A 23,864-nucleotide genomic window follows, 5' to 3' on the forward strand; every position below is an offset into this window, starting at 1 on the left:
TTTTTACTGTGGCAACTCAGGTTTTTATCATCGCTGTACGGGCCTGTGATTCTCACTGTTATTTTCGCGCTGCTTCAGGGCTATTTTTACCCTAATAGTCCTGTCTGGCCGATAGGTGTATTCGCCATAATTATGATTTTTATTTTTACGCGTTACTGTAAATGGTGACAACTTAAAGATCACTATTATTGAAATAATCACTGATAAGGAAATTACATGTCTGCTCCAGCACATTTATGGCTTGAAGATGAAAACGGCTCTCCGATGGTCGGTAGCTGCATGATGCCACTGCGCTTAGGTTCTATCGAGTTAAAATCATTCTCTCACGGTGTCACTATTCCAGTAGATCCAAGCTGGGGAAAACTTACAGGTACACGCGTTCACCGCCCAATCGCGATAGTGAAAGAATTTGATCAGACAACACCACTACTTTACCGCGCTGTCTGCGAAGGCCGAACAATGAAGAAGGCGACAATCAAGATGTACCATATTCTGGAATCGGGTATCGAGACTGAGTATTTCAATATCATTCTGGAAAACGTGAAGTTCACAACGGTTGCACCATATCTTGCTCCTAACGGTATGAGTAGTACTCACCTTGAAACGCTCGAATTACGTTATGAAGCGATCACTTGGAAGTATACGGAAGGAAATATCATCTATCGCGATTCATGGAACGATCGTTGTGTCGCCTGAGATCTTCTAACGAAAAGTCGCAGGGTAGAACGCCCTGCACACCCTCATATCCGAAACTTCAAAGTAACAGACTGAGCCAGCATCGAACTAAATAAAGAAATATTCAGCCAAATCAGGAAAATCGTCTGCATAGAAGGCACTGATTTTTCAGCACTGATCAAAGTGACCATATTCATCACCTCTTTTGAGGAGATCAACGAGCTACGGAAAGTGCTTTACCGAAATTATGGTGATCACCTGCCAGCCAGTTCGCTTGTAGAAGTAAGCCGCCTTTTCTCACCTGACCTCTCAATAGAAATCGAGGCTATATTCGGCCTTTGATGCATTGCTCACTGCTGGATAGTGACAGCTGCTCGGCTTTAATAACGTTCTATCAAGCCAGCCGCAATGTGTTAGTTTCCACTTTTCGCTCAACGCTGCCCGTAAATCCCTATCAGCTTAAAAAAGCAGGCTTAACGTGGGATATTTTCCGGTTTTTAATTGGATCCCTTAAACTATACCGCGCAGGTCATAGCCTATGAGCAATGACCATAAACGGCGGTAATCCTGGGTTTTTGGACCCGTGAGTTAGAACCATTGCCAGAATGTTCATCAGTGTCTGTTTATAAGGCCTTCCATTCGGTTCGCGCTGACGCGCCAGGCGGCAACGACGAACGAAGAGGGTGGTCAGCTGTTCATACGAAGGAAGTAAAATGCTTTTGCCAGATTTGAGCTTTACAAAAACCCTATATCAATCGTCATTTCAAGAATGAGTCGTCCGCTGTTTATTTCTCTGGATGGGCCCAAGGGAGTTGGTAAAACCACACTATTGGAGGCCATTACGAAAGTATTAAGGGCAGACAATAAGAAGGTGATCCGACTTTGCGAGAAAAAGAGCGATCCGTACAGGAGGGAAACAATGGCCCTCGTGAACAGGCTTGCCAGAAATCCCGCCCTGGATTTGGAATTGGAGGTTTGTGAGCGCTTTGCTGATAGCCGTGCATGGATTTCCCGGCATGTGCTGACTAAACAGCCACCGGGTAGCATTATCTTGATGGATCGTTGGTACCCGTCGGAAGCCGCTTTTCGCCGGATGGTTCCATTTGCAAAGATTTTACAGCTTAACATTGAACGAAACGTGCGAACGCCAGACCTGCATGTCGGGGTTGTTACAGCGCCGGATATTTCATGGGCCAGGGCCGCGGCCCGACCGCGTGGGCTAAGTAGTACTGTGATTCATAAGCTGGAAGATCATGTCGCTTGTACCAAGGCGTTCGAGCGAGAAACTGCAGATCACGGCTGGTTTTTATGCCGTAATGAAGGAATGATCGAAGACGTAACGATGCAGGTTATTTCTGAGATCTACCGAGTGCTTGGATACCCATAGGCCTCGGTTTTGCGGGCAGAGCTTCCGCCGTATGCCGCCAGTAATGACGACAACAATGGGCAGATTAATCAGGATGAGTGATCCAAAAGTTACGGTGAATCAGGCTGGCTGCAAAGGCGGTAGGGAATTCATAATGAATCGCTAAGTTCAATTCCGGCTGCGCAGAGCCAATGTTAGCAGGGATGGGTAAGCTCCGCTCTTCACTCAAAGCAGATTTTCAGATTTCAACCCCGACCCAACAACCAAACACCGTTAACTCACTCCCAGCTGACGGTGTGTTCCCATCGCCAAACACCTACTTCTTCACAATCCCCGCAATATCATTGGTATTCATCAAATGATAATCACCGTTCATGTCGGTGTAGCTGGTCATGCCGGTATTGCGATCTTTGTCCGGCTCACCGTGGGCAAAAAACTGATCGCCCGCTTTGGTATTGATGACGTAATCACTGGCGCAGCCAGTTAGCGTCAGGGTCAGAGCCAGCGCCATCAGGCAGGTTAATCTCTTCATTGTTCAGTAGTTTCCCGTTGCAATCATCTGCCTGCATTACAAAACATACGGCCTGAAGAAGCAAAGGATAAAAATGTCAGCAAGCGTGATCATGCGAGATGATTGCAGGATTTTCTGTTGTTCATTTTGGTGCAAGCGCTTGTGGCGGGGTCTTTTTCGGCTGTCATTCGGCACCAGCGCAGTGCGGTGTGATCCCGCCGTTGTTTCTGCAACTTGCCTGCGGGTTCCTTCGCACCCGCTCTATAATGACAATAACTTATCAATTAATTATAAGTTGCAACACTGGCAGCAATTTTGCTTAAGGTTTACACCTTTGGCGAAACCGTAAGGAAACCCCGCAGTCGTCCCCAGGAAGATTTCACCCACTCTACCCCTCAGTGCTTTTTGTTGGTGTTTTTGCTTCAGGATTTATGACCACGCTCAGGCGTTCTTACTAAAACCATTTTGCTCAAACAGGCTACTAAGGATCACGATGATGTCGATGAAATTAATAAGAAATCCTCTCTCCCTTTTACTGGCAGGCTGTCTGGTGACGGCGTTCTCCGCGCAGGCGGATATTGTCATTGGTGTGGCGGGGCCGTTTACCGGGCCGAATGCCACCTACGGTGATCAGTACTGGCACGGCGCAACGCAGGCGGCGGAAGACATTAACGCGGCGGGCGGCATTAACGGGCAGAAAATCAAACTGGTGCAGGGCGATGACGCCTGCGAGCCGAAACAAGCGGTGGCGGTGGCGAACCGTCTGGTCGATCAGGACAAAGTACAGGCAGTGGTCGGGCATTTCTGTTCCTCTTCCACCATGCCGGCCTCTGAGGTGTATAACGACGCCGGAATTATCGCGATCACCCCTGGTTCGACTAACCCGCAGATCACCGAGCGCGGCATGACCGACATGTTCCGCATGTGCGGGCGTGATGACCAGCAGGGGCTGGTGGCCAGTGATTATATCGTCGATAAACTGCACGCCAAACGCGTAGCGGTGATCCACGACAAAGACACCTACGGTCAGGGGTTAGCGGATGCCACTAAAGCGGCACTGAATAAACGCGGCGTGAAAGAGGTGATGTATGAAGGGCTGTCGCGTGGCGAAAAAGATTTTAACGCGCTGGTCACCAAAATCAGCGCGGCCAAACCTGACGTGGTGTTCTTCGGCGGCTGCCACCCGGAAGCCGGTCCGCTGGTGCGTCAGATGCGCGAACAGGGCGTGAAAGCCACTTTCTTCTCCGGTGACTGTATCGTCAACGAGGAGATGGTGACCGCTGCCGGTGGCCCGCAGTACACCAACGGTATTCTGATGACCTTCGGCAAAGACCCGCGCCTGATCCCGGACGGCAAAGCGGTCATTGATAAATTCCGCGCCAGCAAATTCGAGCCGGAAGGTTACACCCTCTATTCTTACGCTTCTGTGCAAGCGATAGCCGCTGCCTTCAAAGCCACCGGCGGGACTGATTCCGCCAAAGCCAGTGCCTGGCTAAAAGCCAACAGTGTTGACACCGTGATGGGCAAAAAGTCCTGGGACAGCAAGGGTGACCTGAAAGTCTCGGATTACGTAGTCTATAAGTGGGATGACAAAGGCAAATATCAGGAAGTGAAATAAAGCCATTTTATTTGCCATTTTGAACCCGGGCAGTGCTCAAACTCCTCACGTACTACGTGTACGCTCCGGATTTTCCGCGCTGGCCGGGTCCAAACTGGCTGCAACAATAACGCTTTATGAGTTCTGACCGCGCTTCCCCAAACGCGGTCGCAAAAAGAGACTGCGTATTTATGGATTCATTCTTCCTGCAACAGCTGTTTAACGGCATTACGCTCGGTGCCGTTTATGGCCTGATCGCCATCGGCTACACCATGGTGTACGGCATTATTGGCATGATTAACTTCGCCCATGGCGAGGTTTACATGATTTCCGCCTATCTGTGCGCCATTGCGCTGGCGCTGCTGTCATTTTTTGGGCTGCACTCTTTTCCGCTACTGATCCTCGGTACGCTGGTGTTCACCATCGCGGTGACCGGCGTTTATGGTTGGGTGATTGAACGTATCGCCTATAAACCGCTGCGAAACTCTACCCGTCTGGCACCGCTTATCTCCGCCATCGGCATGTCGCTTATTCTGCAAAACTACGCACAAATCAGTCAGGGGCCGCGCCAGCAGGGCATTCCGACCATGATTGAGGGCGCGCTGCGTTTTCACATTGGCGAAAGTTTTGTCCAGATGACCTACACCAAGATCTTTATTCTGATCGCCTCGCTGGTGGGTATGTTGGTACTGACTTACGTCATCGGCCACACCAAACTGGGGCGCATGTGCCGTGCGGTACAACAGGATCGTAAAATGGCCTCGATCCTTGGGATCAACACGGACCGCATTATCTCGCTGGTGTTTATGATTGGCGCGGCGATGGCCGGGCTGGCGGGCGTGTTAGTCACCATGAATTACGGCACCTTTGATTTTTACGCCGGGTTTATCATCGGCATCAAAGCCTTTACGGCGGCGGTGTTGGGCGGGATTGGATCACTGCCAGGCGCCATGCTCGGTGGGCTGATTCTGGGCATCGCCGAAGCGCAATTTTCGGGAATGGTGAACTCCGATTATAAAGACGTTTTCTCCTTCGGATTGCTGGTGGTGATTTTGATCTTCCGCCCGCAGGGCCTGTTAGGCCGCCCCGTTGTGGCCAAGGTGTAAGGGAGACATTATGTCTGAACATGTATTATCTTCCGGCATTCAGTTGAAACCCTGTCTGTTGGACGCCATTCTGGCCGGGCTGATTGCCCTGATTATCTTTGGGCCGATTGTCGGCGTCGTGCTCGACGGCTACAGCTTTAATTTTCATACGCAGCGGCTGGTGTGGATCATTGCTGCTGTGATGGCCGGACGTTTCCTGCTCAGCCTGTTTTTGCAAACGGCTCCCGGCCAGCGGGCGATGCAGCGCTTTGACGCCGACAGCGCGGGTGTCTATGTGCTGCCCGCCGGTCACAAAAGCCATCTGCGCTGGATTATTCCGCTGATTCTGGTGCTGGCGGTTTTCTTTCCGTTGGTGGCCACCAAGTACATTCTGACCGTGGCCATTCTGGGCTTGATTTATGTGTTGTTGGGTCTTGGGCTGAACATTGTGGTCGGGCTGGCGGGGCTGCTGGATTTAGGCTACGTGGCGTTTTACGCCATCGGCGCTTACGGGCTGGCGCTCGGTTATCAGTATCTCGGCCTGGGGTTCTGGTCGATGCTGCCCATCGCGGCGATTATGGCGGCGATGGCCGGTGCGCTGCTTGGGTTTCCCGTGCTGCGTATGCACGGCGACTATCTGGCGATTGTCACGCTGGGCTTTGGCGAAATCATCCGTCTGGTGCTCAATAACTGGGTGAGTTTTACCGGCGGGCCGAACGGTATCTCTGCGCCGTCACCCACGTTGTTCGGGCTGGAGTTTGGCCGCCGGGCCAAAGAGGGCGGGGTGCCCATTCATGAATTCCTCAATATTCCCTATAACCCCAATCTGAAATTTATCTTTATCTACGCCATCCTGATTCTGGTGGTGCTGCTGGTGCTGTACATCAAACACCGCCTGACCCGTATGCCGATTGGCCGTGCGTGGGAAGCACTGCGCGAGGATGAAATTGCCTGCCGCGCGATGGGGCTAAATCATGTGCTGGTCAAACTGTCGGCCTTTACGCTCGGCGCCTCGACGGCCGGCATTGCCGGGGTGTTTTTCGCCACCTATCAGGGCTTCGTTAACCCAACGTCGTTCACCTTCTTTGAGTCCGCCCTGATCCTGGCCATCGTGGTGCTGGGGGGGATGGGGTCCACCATCGGCGTGGTGCTGGCGGCTTTTGTGCTCACCGTTGCGCCCGAGCTTCTGCGCAGTTTTGCCGAATACCGCGTGCTGCTGTTTGGCGTGCTGATGGTGGTGATGATGATCTGGCGGCCACGCGGGTTAATTCGCATCAGCCGCAGCGGTTTTGCTGTGCGTAAAGGAGTCGCGCCATGAGTGAAGCGTTGGTGCAGCACGATGACAATATCCTCCGCGTAGAGCATCTGATGATGCATTTTGGCGGCATTAAAGCGCTGAACGACGTCAATCTCGAGGTGCGACGGGGTTCGATAACGGCGCTGATTGGCCCGAACGGCGCGGGTAAAACCACGGTTTTCAACTGCCTGACCGGTTTTTATAAGGCCAGCGGCGGCCATATTCTGCTTAATACCCGGCTGAAGACCACCAACGTGATCCAGGTGCTCGGGCAGAAATTTCAGCCCGGCGACTGGTTTAATCCGCCACAGTTCGGGCGGCGGTTGTTTTACAAAATGTTCGGCGGTACTCATCAGGTGAATCGCGCCGGGCTGGCCCGCACTTTCCAAAATATCCGCCTGTTCCGCGAGATGTCGGTGGTGGAGAACCTGCTGGTGGCACAACACATGCAGACTAACCGCAATCTGATCGCCGGTATTTTCAATACGCCGGGTTACCGCCAGGCGGAAGAGCGTGCGCTGGACCGTGCTTTTTACTGGCTGGAAGTGGTGGACCTGGTGGACTGCGCCAACCGTCTGGCCGGTGAGATGTCTTACGGCCAGCAGCGGCGTCTGGAGATCGCCCGCGCTATGTGTACCGCGCCGGAGGTGATCTGCCTGGATGAACCGGCCGCTGGGCTGAACCCGGTGGAAACGCGGGCGCTGAGTAGCATCATCCGCTTCCTGCGTGACCACCATCAAATCACGGTGCTGTTGATTGAACACGACATGGGCATGGTGATGGAGATTTCTGACCAGATCATCGTGCTTGACCATGGCGATGTGATTGCCCAGGGCACGCCGCAGGTGATTGCACACGACGAACGGGTGATCGCCGCCTATCTTGGCGCGGATGACGAGGAGACGGAACGATGAGTGAAGCCATGCTCGAATTTCGCGACGTGAATGTTTATTACGGCGCGATACAGGCGTTGCAAAACGTCTCATTGCAGGTTCATCAGGGAGAAACCGTGGCGCTGATCGGGGCTAACGGGGCAGGCAAATCGACCTTGTTGATGTCGATTTTCGGCCAGCCGCACATCCGCAGCGGGCAGATTCTGTTTCGCGGCGAAGATATCAGCCGTAAATCCACGCACTTTATTGCCTCCGGCGGCATTGCCCAATCACCGGAAGGGCGGCGCGTTTTCCCGGACATGACGGTCGAAGAAAACCTGCTGATGGGCACCATTCCCATTGGGGATAAATATGCTGCGGAAGATTTGCAAAGCATGTTTGACCTCTTTCCCCGGCTGAAAGAGCGGCGCAAACAGCGGGCGATGACCATGTCCGGCGGCGAACAGCAGATGCTGGCTATTGCCCGTGCACTGATGAGCCGGCCAAAACTGCTTTTACTGGATGAACCCAGCCTCGGTCTTGCTCCTCTCATCGTTAAACAGATTTTCCAGACGCTGCGCGAACTGGCGCAGAGCGGCATGACAATTTTTCTGGTGGAGCAGAATGCGCACCACGCGCTGAAACTGTCCGACCGGGGGTATGTCATGGTCAACGGCCAGATCCGCATGACCGGCAGCGGGGCGGAGTTACTGGGCGATAACGACGTACGTAAGGCGTATCTGGGAGGGATATAATTGCCGATCAATCAAGCACTTTAGGGCGAAATGAACCCCAAATCATACTTTCGCACATTTTGACTTGCTGTTGCCGAATGTTACGACATAATTGGAGTTAAGTTAAATATTTAATAAGAAGGGGCGCCATTCGATCACATCATTGAGATGTTTTGATGCTTCTTTGACCTCAGGCAGTCAACAGTCGTTGACCCTGCTGATGTTATTACGCTATATAACGCTTCCCCGTTTTTACGGCTCCTGCGCGGTGCAGGCATGATCCTCATTTTTAACCTTTTTTATGTCCCAGGGCGCAGCAGATGGTCTCAGATTTCGTTTCATTCCTGTTTTTCATATCGTCAATTTTCCTCTATGTCAGGCGGGCTTCTGCGGGTCGTGTCTGGTTTTCCCTGCTGCTGTTTTTCCTCAGTCTGTACGTCATTTTGAACCTGGTCCTGATAGGCAGTAACTATTTCACGGGTGATGGCATCACGGATGCTGTGATGTATACCGTCACCAGCAGTCTCAAAGGTGCGGGTCTCACCAAATATATTCTGCCGTTTTCCGGCCTGGTGGCGGCGCTGGCGGTCATCCTCACCTTGCTGATCTGGTGTTTGAAAAAACGTAAGGGCCACAACAGCAGCTGGGTCCACAGCGTGCTGGCGGTGGTACTGGCGGTGTTTTCGGTCGGTTCAACCCAGGCTTTTCAGAACATTTCCCGGTTGGTAAAAACGCAAATCAGTGGCGACACTGCCGATTTTGACGCCTATTACAAAGTGCCGCAGAAAGTGGTGAAGGGAAAGAAACCCAATTTGGTTTATCTGTATGGCGAAAGTCTGGAAAGAACCTATTTTGACCCGCAGACATTCCCAGGGCTGACGACAGAACTGTCGCGCCACAAAGATGCCAGCATCGACTTTACCGGCACGCGGCAGGTGCCGGGTACCGGCTACACCATCGCTGGCATGGTCTCTTCCCAGTGTGGCATTCCGCTGTTTGCGCCGTTTGACGGCAATGCGTCCAGTGCTCTCTCAACCTTCTATCCTGAAAACGTCTGTCTGGGCGATGTTCTCAAAGGGGCAGGCTACCAGAACTATTTCTATCAGGGGGCGGAACTGGCGTTTGCCGGGAAGGGGACCTTCCTCACCTCGCACGGCTTTGACTATTTATACGGTTACAACGAACTGCGCAGCACGGTGGCTGATCCTAAATATAAAAATGACTGGGGCTGGTATGACGACACTCTGCTGGATGAGGTGTTTAAGAAGTTCGTTGAGCTAAGCAAAGCTGGCCAGCCGTTCTCGCTGTTTGCCCTGACGGTGGACACCCATCATCCTGACGGTTTTATCTCGCGCGGTTGTACCCGCAAAGAGTATTTCTACCATAAGAAAGAGAACCGTTCGCTGAGTGCGGTGGCGTGCAGCCAGCAATTAGTGGCGGCGTTTATCGATAAAATCAAAGCCTCCGGCTACTACGACAACACCATTATTGTGGTGAGTTCGGACCATCTGGCGATGAACAACACTGCCTACGACATTCTTAACAAGAAAAAACGCAAAGACCTGTTCTTCGTGATGGATGGCCGCAATCCGCAGGCTGAGCTCAATCATGTTAAGCGCAGCACGCTGGATAACGGCGCGACGGTGCTTGATATTATGGGAGGCGATAACTTTATCGGCCTTGGCCGCAGCGGTGTGTCGAGCACCTCACTGGCGACACAATTTATCAACATTGATGAGAAAATTGATGGTTGGAAACCGGCGGTGATCAAGCAGTGGGGTTTCCCGAACAGCATCAGCAAGTATGTGGTGGATAACAAAGCCAACACCTTTACCTTCTCCGGCATGGCGATCAAAACGCCGTTTATTCTCAAAGTGATGCCCAATAAAATTGAGCCGATGTTCGACGTGTACCTGTCAACGCCGCTGAAAAAGCAGCTCGCATCACTGACGGCCAGCGATAATTTTGTCTGGGTTGATAAGTGTTACGAGATGGGGCAGGTGTGGACGCCGGAGCTGGCGCTGAACACCGGGCTGTGCGTGGCATCGGGAAATTTGGCCGCGAAGCCGGTCATCGTGCAGGTTGGCGGTGGCGTATACAAAGGCAACGTTGACTTCACGAAAGAGTCTGCGGGCAATCAGGAGATGTACCAGAAAACCGTGAACGCCCTGAACATTGATGATGCACAAACCAGATACCAGTCACCGGCCATCGCCTTTATGCTGCCCGGCCTGCCGCAGCAGGTAAAAGCCATCAGTGGTCTGTCGGACGTTGAAAACTGGGGCCGCTGGTCCGATGCCAATGTCGCGTCCGCCGTAAAAATCGATTATGTCGATCCGCTGCCTGCCAACTTCGATGTGGTGCTGCGTGCACGCGCTTATGGCAATAACATCGGTAAACCGATTTCGGTGAAAGTCGGGGATGAGGAGCACTTTGTCACCTTTAGCGATAAAGACCAAACCCTCACCGTCCAGTTCAGTAATGCAGGCAGCGCTCAGAGCATCGTCATCACGCCGCCGTCGCCGACCGAGCCGACTGAAGGCACCAGCGGTGGTTTTGAACCGAGAAAATTGGGCATCGGCCTGGTGTCGTTGTCGATCGAAGATCGGGATACGCAGTCGTAAACAACCTCAGAACTCAAAGGTCCTGAGAAGGGCCTTTGGGTATCACTTCACGACGAAACGGCGTTTTTCATCACGCGTCTACCCGCTATCGGGTGGACAGCTTCATTTTCATGTTGTGCAGGAATTCAGTGAGTTTCGTTGAGTCGGGTTGTTGTGCCAGCTGATCATCAATACGATCCACTAAATGACGCGTTGAGCCATTCAGGCTGGTCAGTAACTCCAGAGATTCTAGCGATTCAAATTTTAGCTTAATATAGGTATTTGTACCTTCTGGAGACAGTGGGACATATTTGAGAAAGTGGAAGCTGTCAGTGGAAATATGCAGGAAGTGAATGTGCTGACTGTAAATGAACCCAGGGTGACTTGGATGAATAATATCAAAGGGGGTGTCTTTGCTATCAACTTCATTATTTTTAACAAAATTACAGTCCAGGCAAGCATAAGTCAGGTTATTCATGGTGAACATCAGGTGCGGATGTTTTGATTTACTGTGGATATGTTCAATATGCCAAGACATACCATGTTGTCCCATCACTCTTTTGCAATATGCACATCGGTGTTTGATTTGGATTTTTAATCGTTTTTTAACCTCTTCGTGCAGTGTAATGAGACTGTCCTTTTCCTCCTCAGATAGGATCAGTGTGGTGTCGCTTGGGGTGTTTTTTTTGGGTTTGACATAAACAGCCCATGCATTCGTTACGGTGATCTTTTTATTTATCACTGCATGCCGTAATTTATTCAATGCGCTAATAGCGGCGCTATCGGCAAAATTATTCATGAGAATTGTCCGTATTTATTAATGTTGGTGCGGGCCTGGCTGGAAGGTGATACTTAATTAAATCGATTGCTTCATTGATCATGAATTTTTTATCAGAAGGTAAACCGTCTTTGATAAGCAAGTCATTTAATAAATTAATGCTTTCATTTACCTTACCCTGAGACTCTGCGGCATCCAGTACGGCTTCGGTAATTCGCAAATCGGGGGCAGTACTGTTATACGTCACAATATTAAACAGATTGAGGGTCAGCTTCTCACAGCTTTCAATATCGCCAGGCCTGGCCACACGATAATTTTTTGACTCTGAAGGTTCACCCCCTGAGCCGGCCTGATGCATATCTGACTGCATGACAAAGATGGCTTCTGAGTTCTTGTCCGCCACTGCCTCGGAGACGATGACCGGCGAGTGTGTTGCGATAACAATATGGTAATTTTTATATTTACCCATAATCTCGATTAAAGAGGAATGGAAATCCATTTGCCATTTTAAATGCAGGCTGATTTCCGGTTCATCAATCAGTACAATGCAGTTGTTCTCAGCATGAGCAATAAGTTTAACCGTGGTTGCTATTCTGTTTTTCTCTCCAGAACTGAGCAGGTTAAAATTAAGATGGCTTTTTTGTTTTTTTATTATCAGATCTACGTTGGGGTTGAGTTCTAAATATGCATCCAGGTGCTCTGCATTTTTCACTGTAATGGTTCGCATATTAATGCTGCCAGCTATGGCTTCCGCTAACCATTTTCTCCTCTCCGCATCAAGTAATTGATTGGTTGTTGTGTTCTTTATTTTTCGTTTATCAATGGTGTCATCTAGTTTTGTATGCAGTGTTTTCTTGTCTTTGGTTTTTGGGAATTCAAGGATGAATTCGATGCCGAGTATTTCTGGCAATAATGTGTTGAGTTGTTTCTTGTTTTTAATGATCGCCTTGACGATGAGTTTTGCAATCTCACGAGATAACAGACTTTGGAATATCGCATTTCCGACATTTCTGGGGCCAAGGTACTTTCTCTTTTTTCCATCCCCATAGATGAATTTGTCATTGGTCGAATTGGTAATGCATAATACGGACGTTACGTTGTCTGGGCAGTCATCATCATAATATTCGCAAATACTTGCCAGCAGACGGCTTTTTCCTGTGCCGTTATCTCCGATCACATAAGTTGCTGAGGGGCCCTTTTTGCCGTCAAGAGAGTTTTCAATATCATTGATAATTTTATCAAATATAGTTTGATTGTTATCCATAAGGATTTCCTGCTGTGATAATTAAGTCCGTTGATTTTATCAATATACAATTTGACATATTATTTTGCCACTCAGAAAAATGAGGTTTTTTTCTCATTAAACCTAAGCATTTCCCACCGATGGCCGATAAAGAGATCAGTACTGTAAAAGATCTTCGGGGCAACACACATCACTGAGTCTTCTCATTGGGGAATGTATGGATAATTTTCAGAAAGATATCGATGAGAGAACCAATCTCACTTCATCAAACCGTTTTGAGTTGTTGTTGTTCCGCCTGGGAAGTTCCCCTGACGAAGATCAATCTGAGCTGTATGGGATTAACGTATTTAAGCTGCGTGAAATCGTTCCGATGCCAACGCTGACCAAAGCGGCGGGTATGGCATCACCGATGATGGGTATAGCGAATATCCGTGGCGAAATCATTCCTGTGATTGACCTTCCGGCCGTGGTCGGTTGTGTACCGAAAACCGGGCTGAACATTTTGCTGGTCACTGAATATGCACGCAGTACGCAGGCTTTTGCGGTGGAATCCGTTGACGATATCGTGCGTCTTGAGTGGAGCCAGGTCCTGGCCGCTGAGTCGGGCGTTAAGAGCCGCAATATCACCAGCATCGCACGCTTGGACAACGATACTGCCAGTAACCGCCTGGCGCTGGTGCTGGATGTCGAACAGATTTTGTATGACATCGTTCCGGCCGACCGCAATATTAAAATGGACAGTGAGAAAACCAGGGCGTTTGACCTGAAACCCGGTGCAGTAGCCATTGTGGCGGAAGATTCCAAAGTCGCCCGCCTGATGCTAGAGCAGGGACTGAATATGATGCAAATTCCGGCCATCATGCACGTTACTGGTCTTGAAGCCTGGAACAAAATCAAGAAGATGGGGGAAGAGGCTAAGGCCGAAGGTAAGCCTATCTCGGATAAAATCTCGTTTGTCTTAACCGATTTAGAAATGCCGGAGATGGACGGCTTCACGCTGACCCTCAATATCAAACGTGATGAGTTCCTCAAAAATATCCCGGTGATTATTCACTCCTCACTCTCTGGCAGTGCCAACGAAGATCACGTACGTAAAGTCGGTGCTGACGGCTACGTGGCGAAATTCGAAGTCAACGAGTTGGAAGCGGCTATTCACAAAGCGCTGGATTCGAAGAAAGGCAGTTACTGATACAGTCAGGGTCCGGTAATACCCGGACCCAAAACCCCACGTTACCCCTCACGATTCCAAACCAATTCCAAACCGATTCCAGATAGATTCCAAACAGCAAAAAGCCCGCTTCGTTTCCTTGTGCGGGCTTTGCTATATCCGTACTCAACGCAGAACCAGACGGGGTTATTTGGCACCAAAACAGGCATTAAGCCCTGCTTGCGTATCTTTGCTTGATAGCCCTGGCATGGGTTTGTCCGCGATAAGCGTGACACCGGTATCCACATACCCAGAAACTTTTTTGCCGTGTCGGGCATAGGCTACGGCTGCATCAACACCCATAGCTGCCATAGTGAGGGGATATTGCTGCGCCGTAGCGGCAATCTTTCCTTCACGAACGTTTTTTACCCCCGCGCATCCACCATCAACTGACAAAATCATGGCATTTTTTTCTTTACCCGCCTCCAGGAGTGCTTTGTAAGCCCCGGCGGCGGCAGGTTCATTGACGGTGTAGACAAGGTTGATATCAGGATGGGCTTTCAGACAGTTGGCCATCACCTCGTACCCTTGTTGTTCCGCGCCCTCCGAATAGCCAGAGCATAAGATGACGGGGGCGGTAGATAACTCACTGGAATCTGCACCCACGGCCTGTAATCCCAAACCTTTCATAAAACCATTGTGTCGCCTTGCTCCCACCAAATGTCCTGCCGATAAATCCAGCATGGCTATTTTTAAGGGTTGTCCAGAAAACCTGAGCGGCATGGCCGCCAGAGCATATTGGCCAATCAATTCGCCAGCTTTATAGTTGTCTGTAGCAAAGAGTGCATCGACTGCACTGATGGGGTCCGTTGGCGAATCGAGAGCAATGACCTGGACTCCTTTAGCCCGAACCTCATCAAGGGCTGGCACAATCGCTTTGGCATCGCTAGGGGTGATAAGCAGGGTGGTTGCACCCGCCGCCACCATGGATTGGATAGCGGCTATCTGCGAAGCATAGTCGTTATCTTGTTTACCTGCTGCGGTCAGCAGTTTTACACCATGCACTGTGGCACCAAGCATGGCGCCTTCTTTCATTTTCAAAAAGAACGGGTTGGTGTCTGTTTTCGTAATGAGGCCAATGGTGATGTTATTGTTGTCACTGGCTAACGCCACGGAGCTCAACATTGCTGTCGCCATAGCAAAAGCGTAGGAAATTTTCATTTCAATACCTTAGCGAATCGCAGTTGTAGTGACGTTGAGATTTCCCGCGCGTGAGATATCAAACGCAGAAATTTCTTCCAACAAAATATGAGCCTGTTGCTTAAGGCTCTCGGCAGCTGCTGCACTCTCTTCAACCAGTGCAGCATTTTGTTGTGTTGCTTCGTCCATATTGACCACCGCTTTGTTGACCTGATCAATCCCGGTGTGCTGTTCGCTTGAAGCCAGCGTGATTTCAGCCATGAGACTGTTGACACCCTTAACGGCATTAACGATTTCCTGCATGGTGCTGCCCGCTTCATCAACCAGCTTTGAACCGATATTAATGCGTTCGACAGACTCGCCAATGAGGTTTTTGATTTCCTTCGCGGCCGTTGCGCTGCGTTGTGCCAGGGTGCGTACTTCACCGGCAACGACGGCAAAACCTCGACCTTGCTCACCGGCTCGGGCAGCTTCCACGGCGGCGTTTAGCGCCAAAATGTTAGTCTGAAACGCAATGCCCTCGATGACAGTAATGATTTGAGTGACTTTGCCTGAACTGCTGGCAATTTCATGCATCGTACTAACGACGCGCTCGACCACATTGCCGCCACGCTGTGCCACTTGTGACGCGTTGGTTGCCATCAAATTACCCTGATGGGCATTGTCAGCGTTGTGTTTAACCGTGGCGGTCAGTTCCTCCATGCTGGCAGACGTCTGCTCCAGCGAAGAAGCCTGAGCTTCTGTCCGACGGCTCAAATCTTCATTGCCTAAGGTGATTTCAGTTGATGCGCTGACGATACTCTCAGCAGAGTTAGCCACCTGGTTGATTAACTGATGCAGTTTCTCCTGCATCTCTCCAATCGCTGCCAGCACACTATTTTTGGGTGCATCTTTGGCGCCTTTAACCTGACTGAGATCGCCCCCGGCAATTCGCTGTACGACCTGGCCTAAAACGACAGGCTCTTCTCCCAAAGCACGGAACAGAGAGCGGATCATAATCCCGCCCAAAATAACCGCCAGACTCAGAGCAACCAGGCTAATAATGATAAAAATCAGCCGGGTTTGCTGATAGACAACTTGTGCAGTATTCAGACTTTCTTTAGCGCGTGCTGTGCTGTACTTAAGGTACTTATTGGCAACATCAAGTAAAACGGTTAACTGAGGCCGTAATTCACGGTTCATTCGGTCAATCGCTTCGGCTTTTTTCTCATCAAGCGCCAGATCCACGATGTGCTTAGCAATGGGACGATATCCCTCTTCAGCCTGGATAATCGCTGCCACAAATTGCCGGTCCTGGTCTGTGACGTCAGAGTGCTGGCTGATGGCTGTCTGTAGTTGGGTGAGTGCGTCGGCTGTTTTCTCTTCTGCAGCGGCGACTTGTTTTTTACCTGCTTCTATATCAGCAGCCTCGCTGACTAACACCAGCCCATAAATACTCAGTGAGCTGTCTTTGACACCGCTGAGAATTAAATTAACCGAAGACTCCCTGGCAGAGACTTGCTGCACATGAGTTTTGAATCTGTTGTTGGCTTCGCTTAAGGCGTTGATGGAGAGCAGAACGACAGCAAGAACAATCACAACTAAAACGCCGAACCCCATAGTCAGTTGGGTTCGGACGGTTGTATTTTTAAAATGCATAGAGTTAACTCCCTGAAATTGCCTTTAAAAAGGTATGCTGGCTACCTTAAGTTCGTTATCTAACCCTGATTAATCATGTCTTTACTGAGTTTATGGTAAGGAAACTGTTGAGGTGAAAGAGATGGCACTCGCTGAGAAGTCACGCGAGTTGGCGGTATAAATCCAATGATTAAGTTAACGGCACTTCGGAGAGAAAACTTGATAGCTATAGCGTTAGCGTCTGTTTGTTTGCGAGTAAAGTGTGATGGGTGTCAAATTATTGCCGAGCCTATGGCATCTCACGATTGGCGGATGGGCCGTGATCGTACTGAAAATGGAACGCCTCTTATTTATTACACCAATTTTGGCTCGAAAATCGACGGGTTGGAACGCACGGCGTTAATGACAAAATCAACAAAAGCGCGGACTTTGGGAGACAGATGCCGGTTAGATGGCCAGATAAGCGATAACGAGCCAAGCGGTACCATGAATTCTGTGAGTATGGGTTGCAGTAACTTATTTTTTATCGCGGGTTCTGATACATACACCGGCAGATGAGCAAGACCAAGACCATCAATCGCAGCACGCAACCCGGCATCCGTATTATTGAAGATAAGATTACGGGGGAGGTTTAGGTGCGTATTAGGCGATGAAAACGACCATTGGGCGAGGAGACCGTTTGATGGGTATTTAAAATGGATACAACTATGTTTGAGGAGGTCACTGGGGGTTTGTGGGCAACCATGTTTTTCTAAATAAGGGTGAGAACCACAAACGACGAAATGCTGCTCCCCGAGCCGATGACCAATCAGTCGTGTATCTCTGAGCTCACCACTTCTGACAGCAACATCTATTCCTTCGCCAATGATATCGATCACGCGGTCCTCGAAATCGATATCGAGTTCGATTTCTGGATACTCTTTTAGGAAGTCAGGCAGCAATGGCATCAGCAGACTGTGGCCGAAGATCTGTGGCACGCTAACGCGTAATCGGCCCTTAGGGCGCGATCGGGTGGACGAAATCATGGCTTGCGCGTCGCATATGTCATCAAGAATATGCTTACAACGCTCATAAAATACCGCCCCTTCTTCTGTCAGCCCAATACTGCGGGTTGTTCTATGAAATAGTCTGACCCCCAGTTCGTTCTCAAGCCTGGCGACACTTTTGGCAATGGCGGAAGAAGAGACTCCCAGAACCCGCCCCGCCCCTGCATAACTGAGAAGTTCAGCGGCAGAAACAAACGCAGTCATCCCCTTAAGGCTTTCCATAAACGACCTTACACGTATTAAAGACATTTTTTCTTTAGTGTAAGGTCCCATAGAGGGATTTACAAATCATTACGCTGAATTTATCCTCCAACTACAATTAATCACCGGGCAGAGCGTTGATTTAAAAGTTGAAAAAATCGTAATGCATGTTCATTGATAGAATATTTAACAAAGCAACGAACGGTTATTTTCCTGCCGTAATAGATGCGGTGTCTAATACAGCGTGAGTTGTTTCATTATGCCTGTTTTATAGCGTGAACAAGAATAATGCTGTGGCCTTAAATGATGGTGACGTAATTATTTATAAGACTATATCTGTTGCAGATAGGGGATCCCATGATTCATTTTCCTTGTTTGTGAGCCGGGTACTCTCTCAACAAGTAAAAGAGGATTACCCACAGTGAAGTCCGCGCATGGCAAGAACTAAAGATTGAAAAGGAAGATACAATAATTTAATTAGAATTGAAATATCCGTTTTTAGATAGATGGTGTAGATAAACCGCTTAACTATTTTCAAACGCCTTATTCATCGTTAAAAATAACATCCCATGTCTATTTGTTAATATTTTAATTTTTATTTAAGGAGGTAGTATGATTTCTTTTATTGAAGAAGATAAAATGAAGTGGGTCGATGAATTTTCAACAATTATTGGAAGTTCGGTCGATGAGTTAGTTCAAAATGGTGTGTACCACATTCTTACATCAGGTGAGAAAATCTCTTCCAGGGCTGGGAGCGCGCTTCAGGCATATGGCGTCAATTATGTTCTGAGGAACCCACGAAATCGCTTACATCATCTTAGGGATGGGGCAGTAAAATATCTCACCAGAGAGCTACTGGCATACTTTAGCGGAAAATTAAAAGCTGAAGAAGGACTGGCTAAAGCATCGAAATTCTGGATGACGTTGATTGATGAAGATGGGAATGTTAATTCAAATTATGGATATTATGTTTTCTATGAACCTGTCGAAAAATATGGCAACCAGTATAACTGGGTTAAAAGTGTCTTATTAAATAACAATGATTCAAGACGGGCGATAATCAATATAAACCAGAATTATCATAAGTCTGAAACTAAGGATTTTCCTTGTACGATAGGAATACAATTTTACATCAAAGACAATCATCTATTTTGCGAGGTTATGTCAAGAAGCACTGATGTGATTACAGGTCTTCCTTATGACATGGGATTCTTTTCCTTCCTGCATGAATTAATGTGGAAGGATTTGACTGAAAGTGGTATTCCAAACCTTATGTTAGGGAATACGGTAATGAAAACGACTTTTACGCAAATTTATGACAAATCGTTATCTAAAGCTAACAGCGTGGCTGAAAGTATCCTGTCAAATGAGCACAGCGAGATGCCCACTATTGAGTCAGCACGTGAAACGTTAGTCGACATACTAACGGGAAGTAAAAATACTTATCTTCTCCAGTGGATCGATCAACATGCGCAATAAATGTGTAACGATATTACTCAGTTCTGAAAATGAGGCGAAGATTTCATCTGTCAGGAAAGTCTGCACTGAACTCTTCCCGAATTTCAGCCTTTATCATTACAACGTCACCTCAGGGATAAGTGAAACACCTGAAGATGATGATGAAGCGATAAAAGGATGTCATAACCGTATTGAAAATATAGAAAAAGAAACATCTTCAATACATGCGGATTATATCATAGCCCTTGAGGGGCTTATTAATAAAAGTGAATTTGGCGCTTTTGTCTATGGATGGGCGGTTATAAAAGAGACAGGGGTAAATAAATATTATTATGGTTGCAGTGGGAAGGTGATGCTTCCTTCTGACATTACCTCGAAGCTCTCAAAAAATGTAAAACTATCAGACCTGGTTCTGGATTTATATCCACAATTCAGTGATGACGATTTGAAAAAACTGGGGACGAATGGGGTCCTTACTCATGGTCTTTATACACGAGTTCAAGAGTTTGAGACTGCATTGAAATGCGCATTTGGTTCTCTGGTAGTACAAAGAGGGGGCCAATATGGTCAAGCTGATTATTTTTGATATTGATGACACACTTCTGGATCACCGTGCTGGGGCCATGGAAGCGATGTCTGCTTTAAAACAACAATTAGCTAAACTTGATTATATCAATGAGAAGTATGATTTTAGCATATTTCTTAATGCCTACGAGAAGCGTAACCATACGCTATGGTCTCAATTTGAAATCGGCAAGATAGCGATAAGCGATGTATTGAAAAAAAGATTTGATTATATTTTTGATTGGTTTGATATCAGGATGCAGCATAAGCTGATCTTTAAAGAGAATTTTTGGAAAAATTACATATCAAATTGTCATTTAACACATGACTGGATTTCTCTTTTACAACAGTTGCAGTCTGATTTCCATTTAATCATTTGCAGCAATGGGATGAAAGAAATTCAGCTTAAAAAGCTCGAGCAACATAAAATAATAACCTTTTTTGATCGGTTGTATTTTGGTGATGCACATCCAAACTGTAAGCCCAACATTGATTTTTTCATGAGAATTCTTGAAGACTTTCAGCTTAAGCCGGAACAAGCCATCATGGTGGGCGATAGTTTAGAGAATGATGTTCTTCCATGTCAGAAATTGGGAATGAAAACCTTAAAGTATGATGGGAAAGCGTCATTTCAGGAAATTTATAAAGAATTGACGGAGTTAAAAAATGGATCAAAATCTTTTATTTAAAAATATCACGTATCTTGATTCCACTTCTATGCGTCTATTCAAAGGTGACATGAGAGTCTCTGCGGGTTATATCACGGAACTCGGTAATGACATTGCAGAAAAAAGTGATGAAACAATTATACCTTCATGTGATTTAATTGTATTACCTGGAATGATTAATGCTCACCTTCATCCAAGCAAAGAAATATATGGCGGCATGCTGGATTTTTCGCCGATTGATGTTGTGCTTGACTCTGTGCACACAAACAACAGTCTCGAAGATGCTGAGGGGCAATATGTCGCATCGCTAAAGTCTATGATGTCAGCCTTAAAGAAAGGGGTGACAACGTTTGGCTTATTCACCAGCAGAATTGAGAGTGATGTCCGGGCTGCTCAAAAAATTGGGGTGCGTGCGGTAATCAGCTATTGTCAAAATAACCAATGGATTGGTAGTGGTCGAAGCCCTGAAAGCAAAAGTATTGAGGAGATCACTCGTCAGTTTTTTGACGTTGAGGAAAAATACAAATCAAATCTGATTGTTGTTTGTCCAGCGACGGCATCGGAATTATCTGCTGATGATGATTTAATCAGAAAGTTACATCATATAGCCAAAGAATTTAAAACTAAATTTTTTGTTCACATGCACGAAGGTGAGCATCAAGTCATTTCACATCATAACGTATATGGAATGAGTGGTATCGAACGTTTGGCGAAACTGAATGTATTAGATAACCACACGACGCTTATTCATAGCTGCCATTTGTCAGAAAAGGATAAAAGCTTACTCCTCCTTGGTGGTTGTAATATCATTCATTGCCCCGTCAGCAATAGTTTTGTTGGTGCAGGAACATTACCATTGAAAGATCTCTCATCAATGACGATTGGATTAGGGACTGATGCCGCAATGGTGAATCCTGTCAATGATATAACTTTTGATGCGCTTATGTCTATTTATCATCATGGCGACAATGATTTCGCAAAAAAAGTCAGTGCTGCTTATATTTTAAAAGTACTTACCGAAGGCGGTGCAAATTCATTAGGACTCTCTCAAACAGGTAGGGTAGAAACGGGATTTAAGGCTGACTTGATATTCTATGATATAAAATCAATAGATTCTGGATATATAAATACTCCCATTTCAATATTGAAAATGTTAAACCAAGAATCACCCTGTAAGATTATGATTAATGGAAAAACTATTATCGACAATGCAAATTTTATAGACTCAACATTACTTGATAATGAGAGTAAGTATTCTGCCATTAGAGAGATGATTAAATTATGAAAAAAATAGCCTTCTTATTCTCAGGCCGTGGCACGTTATTAACAGCGGTGAAAGATGCTGTTGCCGATGCTTGCGTACCTGCGGAGTTGAGCCTTGTTCTGACGAATAATCGTGATTTTGAAGCCGCCAACAACCCTGCTTTTTCGGGGATTTCAGTCATAAAAGTAAATCATCAGGATCATGAAAGCAGAGAATCTTTTGAGAAAAAAATAGCCGACTATTTAAATGAGATTAACGTTGATCTGGTCATCTTAGGCGGATTTAGGCGGATTTTCTCATCCAGCTTTGTTCACCAGTTCGGTCATAAAACAATGAATACGCATCCCTCAATACTGCCTGCATTTCCGGGAGATAAAGCTCAATTAAGGGCAATTAACCAAGGTGTTAGAATTTCAGGGGCGACATTGCACTTCATAAATGATGAAGTTGATGCAGGACCTATTATAGATCAGGAACCCGTAAGGATCACAAACGGCATGACGGAGAATGATCTGAAAGAAGCTATTTTACTGGCGGAGAAAAAGATGATCTACCGTGCAGTTCGTGCATTTATTGAGGGCCGAATAACGCTTGACGGTGATAAGGTCATTTATGAGGAAAATATCTATGTATAAGATAAAAAATAGTATTTTTGCTGCAAGCTGCGTTGCGAGCATCCTTTTTATAGCCATAACAACGCTTGGGTTATCCTTAGCGACATTGCCATTGTATGTTAGTGAATCCCTGGGTTATTCAGCTTTTTATGTTGGGCTTGTTGTCGCCGCTGAATCATTATCCACATTATTTTCGCGAGCAGCCGCAGGAAGATATTCTGACAATCATGGACCACGAAAAGGTATGGTGTTGGGACTGTCTCTCACTTTGCTCGCGGGACTGTTTTGTTTATTTTCTTTCAGTTTTATCGATTCAGCTAAAGTAGCATTCTCCGTCATCATCTTTTCGCGAGTATTGATGGGTATTGGCGAGAGTTTAATTTTTACTTGCAGTGGTACATGGCCTATTGGACTCGTCGGCCGAGAGCATGCCGGGAAAATTATGTCCTGGGTGGGGATTGCCATGTTCCTGGGTTTAGCGTTGGGTAATTACGCGGGCACATGGTCATATTATCATTCCGGTATTATCATTTCTGCTATTGCTATGACTATTCTACCTGCACTGGGTTTTTTGCTGGTAGCCATCGTCAAACCTGTTGCCATTCATCCTGAAAGAAACAAAGCGAAACTTTCCTATGCCATCCATAGAATATGGAAAGCAGGGTCGGGTTTTTCACTGGCTAATATAGGTTATGCCTCTATTACGACGTTTCTTGTCCTGTATTTTATTCAGAATGGTTGGGGAGGGCAGGCAGCCTTAGCGTTGTCCTTATTTGGCGTGGGATATGTTGTTTCAAGGCTGACGCTGGGGTGGAAAGCGGATAGTTCAGGTTTAAAATTGACACTATTTTCAATTGCTATTGAAGCCATCGGCTTATTATTTATTGCTCTTTCGTCTCATCCGTACGAGGCAATGCTGGGCTCTTTCCTGACAGGATTCGGTCTTTCAATGATTTATCCTTTGCTTGCCCTTCCGGCATTAAAAAGTATGCCTGATGAAAATATTGGTCTGGCGCTGAGTACCTATGAGTCTTGTTTTGATATAGGAATATTGGTTGCAGGACTTGTAGGCGGGGGGATCGTTTCGTTATTTGGATATCCGGCCGTTTTTATCTTTGCATTTTTCTGCTGTTTGTTAGCCTCTATTTCATCGATATTAGCTTACAAGCAAATATCCAACGGAGATCCCAAGCTTATGCGCGGAAAGGCCTCTCTTAACTAAAAGAAGAAGGATTGCTCAGTTCAGTACGTAGTTGGTCTATAGGGTGATTGACCAGATCGTACGGCCTGGACTGAGTTCTCTCAACGCGACCTACGCATAAAA

The 23,864-nt window shown here is 47.4% G+C and carries 21 protein-coding genes and 1 pseudogene; 16 read left to right on the forward strand and 6 right to left on the reverse strand.

The genetic code is table 11. The features are described from left to right. Positions 1–216: 216 nt before the first annotated feature. The 3 genes and pseudogenes from EAH77_RS23715 (at position 217) to EAH77_RS23725 (ending at position 2,062) form a co-directional block, all read left to right on the forward strand. Positions 217–696, forward strand: a complete 480-nt coding sequence (locus EAH77_RS23715; RefSeq protein ID WP_140475726.1) for an Hcp family type VI secretion system effector — start codon at positions 217–219, stop codon at positions 694–696. Positions 697–789: 93 nt separating this feature from the next. Beyond that, a pseudogene (locus EAH77_RS23720) lies at positions 790–1,017 on the forward strand (RidA family protein); the annotation flags it as partial. Between the two features lie 427 nt (positions 1,018–1,444). Continuing rightward, positions 1,445–2,062, forward strand: a complete 618-nt coding sequence (locus EAH77_RS23725) for a dTMP kinase (protein ID WP_140475728.1) — start codon at positions 1,445–1,447, stop codon at positions 2,060–2,062. Positions 2,063–2,357: 295 nt separating this feature from the next. Here the strand turns inward: EAH77_RS23725 and EAH77_RS23730 are convergent, their stop codons facing one another. Next, positions 2,358–2,573, reverse strand: a complete 216-nt coding sequence (locus EAH77_RS23730; protein WP_140475730.1) for a YgdI/YgdR family lipoprotein — start codon at positions 2,571–2,573, stop codon at positions 2,358–2,360. A 475-nt stretch (positions 2,574–3,048) separates the two neighbouring features. On the opposite strand from EAH77_RS23730, the gene EAH77_RS23735 reads away from it, so the two are divergent. The 6 genes from EAH77_RS23735 (at position 3,049) to opgB (ending at position 10,761) form a co-directional block, all read left to right on the forward strand. Continuing rightward, entirely contained in the window at positions 3,049–4,170 is a 1,122-nt protein-coding gene (locus tag EAH77_RS23735) for a branched-chain amino acid ABC transporter substrate-binding protein (RefSeq protein WP_140475783.1), read from the forward strand. Between the two features lie 170 nt (positions 4,171–4,340). After that, positions 4,341–5,255, forward strand: coding sequence for an ABC transporter permease subunit (locus EAH77_RS23740; RefSeq protein WP_140475732.1), 915 nt, complete (start codon positions 4,341–4,343; stop codon positions 5,253–5,255). A 10-nt stretch (positions 5,256–5,265) separates the two neighbouring features. Beyond that, a complete protein-coding gene (gene livM, locus EAH77_RS23745) occupies positions 5,266–6,552 on the forward strand; it encodes a high-affinity branched-chain amino acid ABC transporter permease LivM (protein WP_140475734.1) in 1,287 nt (428 codons plus the stop codon). Then, positions 6,549–7,445: an ABC transporter ATP-binding protein gene (locus EAH77_RS23750; protein WP_140475736.1), complete on the forward strand. Its 897-nt coding sequence runs from the start codon at positions 6,549–6,551 to the stop codon at positions 7,443–7,445. The genes livM and EAH77_RS23750 overlap by 4 nt, the downstream gene beginning before the upstream one ends. Beyond that, positions 7,442–8,158 (forward strand): ABC transporter ATP-binding protein, encoded by a 717-nt coding sequence (locus tag EAH77_RS23755; protein ID WP_140475738.1) that lies wholly within the window; start codon positions 7,442–7,444, stop codon positions 8,156–8,158. Before EAH77_RS23750 ends, EAH77_RS23755 begins: the two co-directional genes overlap by 4 nt. A gap of 299 nt (positions 8,159–8,457) precedes the next feature. Continuing rightward, positions 8,458–10,761, forward strand: coding sequence for a phosphatidylglycerol--membrane-oligosaccharide glycerophosphotransferase (gene opgB / locus EAH77_RS23760; RefSeq protein ID WP_140475740.1), 2,304 nt, complete (start codon positions 8,458–8,460; stop codon positions 10,759–10,761). Between the two features lie 85 nt (positions 10,762–10,846). On the opposite strand, the gene EAH77_RS23765 is transcribed toward opgB, so the two are convergent. Then, positions 10,847–11,539, reverse strand: coding sequence for an HNH endonuclease (locus EAH77_RS23765; protein WP_140475741.1), 693 nt, complete (start codon positions 11,537–11,539; stop codon positions 10,847–10,849). After that, complete coding sequence (locus tag EAH77_RS23770; protein ID WP_140475743.1) at positions 11,532–12,782, reverse strand: AAA family ATPase; 1,251 nt, start codon at positions 12,780–12,782, stop codon at positions 11,532–11,534. Before EAH77_RS23770 ends, EAH77_RS23765 begins: the two co-directional genes overlap by 8 nt. 196 nt (positions 12,783–12,978) lie before the next feature. Here EAH77_RS23770 and EAH77_RS23775 point away from each other — a divergent pair, with 196 nt between their 5' ends. Continuing rightward, positions 12,979–13,950, forward strand: coding sequence for a chemotaxis protein (locus EAH77_RS23775; protein ID WP_140475745.1), 972 nt, complete (start codon positions 12,979–12,981; stop codon positions 13,948–13,950). A 165-nt stretch (positions 13,951–14,115) separates the two neighbouring features. Here the strand turns inward: EAH77_RS23775 and EAH77_RS23780 are convergent, their stop codons facing one another. The 3 genes from EAH77_RS23780 to EAH77_RS23790 form a co-directional block, all read right to left on the reverse strand. Further along, on the reverse strand, positions 14,116–15,129 hold the full coding sequence (locus EAH77_RS23780; RefSeq protein ID WP_140475747.1) for a substrate-binding domain-containing protein: 1,014 nt from the start codon (positions 15,127–15,129) through the stop codon (positions 14,116–14,118). Positions 15,130–15,138: 9 nt separating this feature from the next. Continuing rightward, the gene (locus EAH77_RS23785) at positions 15,139–16,746 is read right to left on the reverse strand and encodes a methyl-accepting chemotaxis protein (RefSeq protein WP_140475749.1); all 1,608 of its coding nucleotides are present in this window, start codon (positions 16,744–16,746) and stop codon (positions 15,139–15,141) included. 332 nt (positions 16,747–17,078) lie between these two features. Further along, a complete protein-coding gene (locus tag EAH77_RS23790; protein ID WP_140475751.1) occupies positions 17,079–17,993 on the reverse strand; it encodes a LysR family transcriptional regulator in 915 nt (304 codons plus the stop codon). 591 nt (positions 17,994–18,584) lie between these two features. Here EAH77_RS23790 and EAH77_RS23795 point away from each other — a divergent pair. From EAH77_RS23795 to EAH77_RS23820, 6 genes are read left to right on the forward strand one after another with little or no spacing between them, the layout of a single operon-like run. Continuing rightward, positions 18,585–19,451, forward strand: coding sequence for a thymidylate synthase (locus EAH77_RS23795; protein ID WP_140475753.1), 867 nt, complete (start codon positions 18,585–18,587; stop codon positions 19,449–19,451). Next, a complete protein-coding gene (locus EAH77_RS23800) occupies positions 19,441–20,016 on the forward strand; it encodes an inosine/xanthosine triphosphatase (RefSeq protein ID WP_140475755.1) in 576 nt (191 codons plus the stop codon). Before EAH77_RS23795 ends, EAH77_RS23800 begins: the two co-directional genes overlap by 11 nt. After that, positions 19,994–20,683, forward strand: a complete 690-nt coding sequence (locus EAH77_RS23805; RefSeq protein WP_140475757.1) for an HAD family hydrolase — start codon at positions 19,994–19,996, stop codon at positions 20,681–20,683. The genes EAH77_RS23800 and EAH77_RS23805 overlap by 23 nt, the downstream gene beginning before the upstream one ends. Beyond that, positions 20,661–21,947: an amidohydrolase family protein gene (locus EAH77_RS23810; RefSeq protein WP_140475759.1), complete on the forward strand. Its 1,287-nt coding sequence runs from the start codon at positions 20,661–20,663 to the stop codon at positions 21,945–21,947. Before EAH77_RS23805 ends, EAH77_RS23810 begins: the two co-directional genes overlap by 23 nt. Further along, on the forward strand, positions 21,944–22,561 hold the full coding sequence (purN, locus tag EAH77_RS23815; RefSeq protein WP_140475761.1) for a phosphoribosylglycinamide formyltransferase: 618 nt from the start codon (positions 21,944–21,946) through the stop codon (positions 22,559–22,561). The genes EAH77_RS23810 and purN overlap by 4 nt, the downstream gene beginning before the upstream one ends. Continuing rightward, positions 22,554–23,762 carry an MFS transporter gene (locus tag EAH77_RS23820; RefSeq protein WP_140475763.1) on the forward strand — a complete coding sequence of 403 codons (1,209 nt, stop codon included), beginning with the start codon at positions 22,554–22,556 and terminating at the stop codon, positions 23,760–23,762. Before purN ends, EAH77_RS23820 begins: the two co-directional genes overlap by 8 nt. Positions 23,763–23,864 lie beyond the last annotated feature (102 nt).

The organism is Ewingella americana, assembly GCF_006438725.1.
GTDB classification, from domain to species: domain Bacteria; phylum Pseudomonadota; class Gammaproteobacteria; order Enterobacterales; family Enterobacteriaceae; genus Ewingella; species Ewingella americana_A.

Bases quoted from the DNA above. Each gene is read 5' to 3' on its own strand.
- EAH77_RS23820 (WP_140475763.1), top strand. From the start codon at position 22,554: ATGTATAAGATAAAAAATAGTATTTTTGCTGCAAGCTGCGTTGCGAGC.
- EAH77_RS23810 (WP_140475759.1), top strand. From the start codon at position 20,661: ATGGATCAAAATCTTTTATTTAAAAATATCACGTATCTTGATTCCACT.
- EAH77_RS23715 (WP_140475726.1), top strand. From the start codon at position 217: ATGTCTGCTCCAGCACATTTATGGCTTGAAGATGAAAACGGCTCTCCG.
- EAH77_RS23735 (WP_140475783.1), top strand. From the start codon at position 3,049: ATGTCGATGAAATTAATAAGAAATCCTCTCTCCCTTTTACTGGCAGGC.
- EAH77_RS23775 (WP_140475745.1), top strand. From the start codon at position 12,979: ATGGATAATTTTCAGAAAGATATCGATGAGAGAACCAATCTCACTTCA.
- EAH77_RS23765 (WP_140475741.1), bottom strand. From the start codon at position 11,539: ATGAATAATTTTGCCGATAGCGCCGCTATTAGCGCATTGAATAAATTA.
- EAH77_RS23725 (WP_140475728.1), top strand. From the start codon at position 1,445: ATGAGTCGTCCGCTGTTTATTTCTCTGGATGGGCCCAAGGGAGTTGGT.
- EAH77_RS23770 (WP_140475743.1), bottom strand. From the start codon at position 12,782: ATGGATAACAATCAAACTATATTTGATAAAATTATCAATGATATTGAA.
- EAH77_RS23730 (WP_140475730.1), bottom strand. From the start codon at position 2,573: ATGAAGAGATTAACCTGCCTGATGGCGCTGGCTCTGACCCTGACGCTA.
- EAH77_RS23795 (WP_140475753.1), top strand. From the start codon at position 18,585: ATGATTTCTTTTATTGAAGAAGATAAAATGAAGTGGGTCGATGAATTT.
- EAH77_RS23740 (WP_140475732.1), top strand. From the start codon at position 4,341: ATGGATTCATTCTTCCTGCAACAGCTGTTTAACGGCATTACGCTCGGT.
- opgB (WP_140475740.1), top strand. From the start codon at position 8,458: ATGGTCTCAGATTTCGTTTCATTCCTGTTTTTCATATCGTCAATTTTC.
- EAH77_RS23750 (WP_140475736.1), top strand. From the start codon at position 6,549: ATGAGTGAAGCGTTGGTGCAGCACGATGACAATATCCTCCGCGTAGAG.
- EAH77_RS23755 (WP_140475738.1), top strand. From the start codon at position 7,442: ATGAGTGAAGCCATGCTCGAATTTCGCGACGTGAATGTTTATTACGGC.
- purN (WP_140475761.1), top strand. From the start codon at position 21,944: ATGAAAAAAATAGCCTTCTTATTCTCAGGCCGTGGCACGTTATTAACA.
- EAH77_RS23790 (WP_140475751.1), bottom strand. From the start codon at position 17,993: ATGGAAAGCCTTAAGGGGATGACTGCGTTTGTTTCTGCCGCTGAACTT.
- EAH77_RS23785 (WP_140475749.1), bottom strand. From the start codon at position 16,746: ATGCATTTTAAAAATACAACCGTCCGAACCCAACTGACTATGGGGTTC.
- EAH77_RS23805 (WP_140475757.1), top strand. From the start codon at position 19,994: ATGGTCAAGCTGATTATTTTTGATATTGATGACACACTTCTGGATCAC.
- EAH77_RS23780 (WP_140475747.1), bottom strand. From the start codon at position 15,129: ATGAAAATTTCCTACGCTTTTGCTATGGCGACAGCAATGTTGAGCTCC.
- EAH77_RS23800 (WP_140475755.1), top strand. From the start codon at position 19,441: ATGCGCAATAAATGTGTAACGATATTACTCAGTTCTGAAAATGAGGCG.
- livM (WP_140475734.1), top strand. From the start codon at position 5,266: ATGTCTGAACATGTATTATCTTCCGGCATTCAGTTGAAACCCTGTCTG.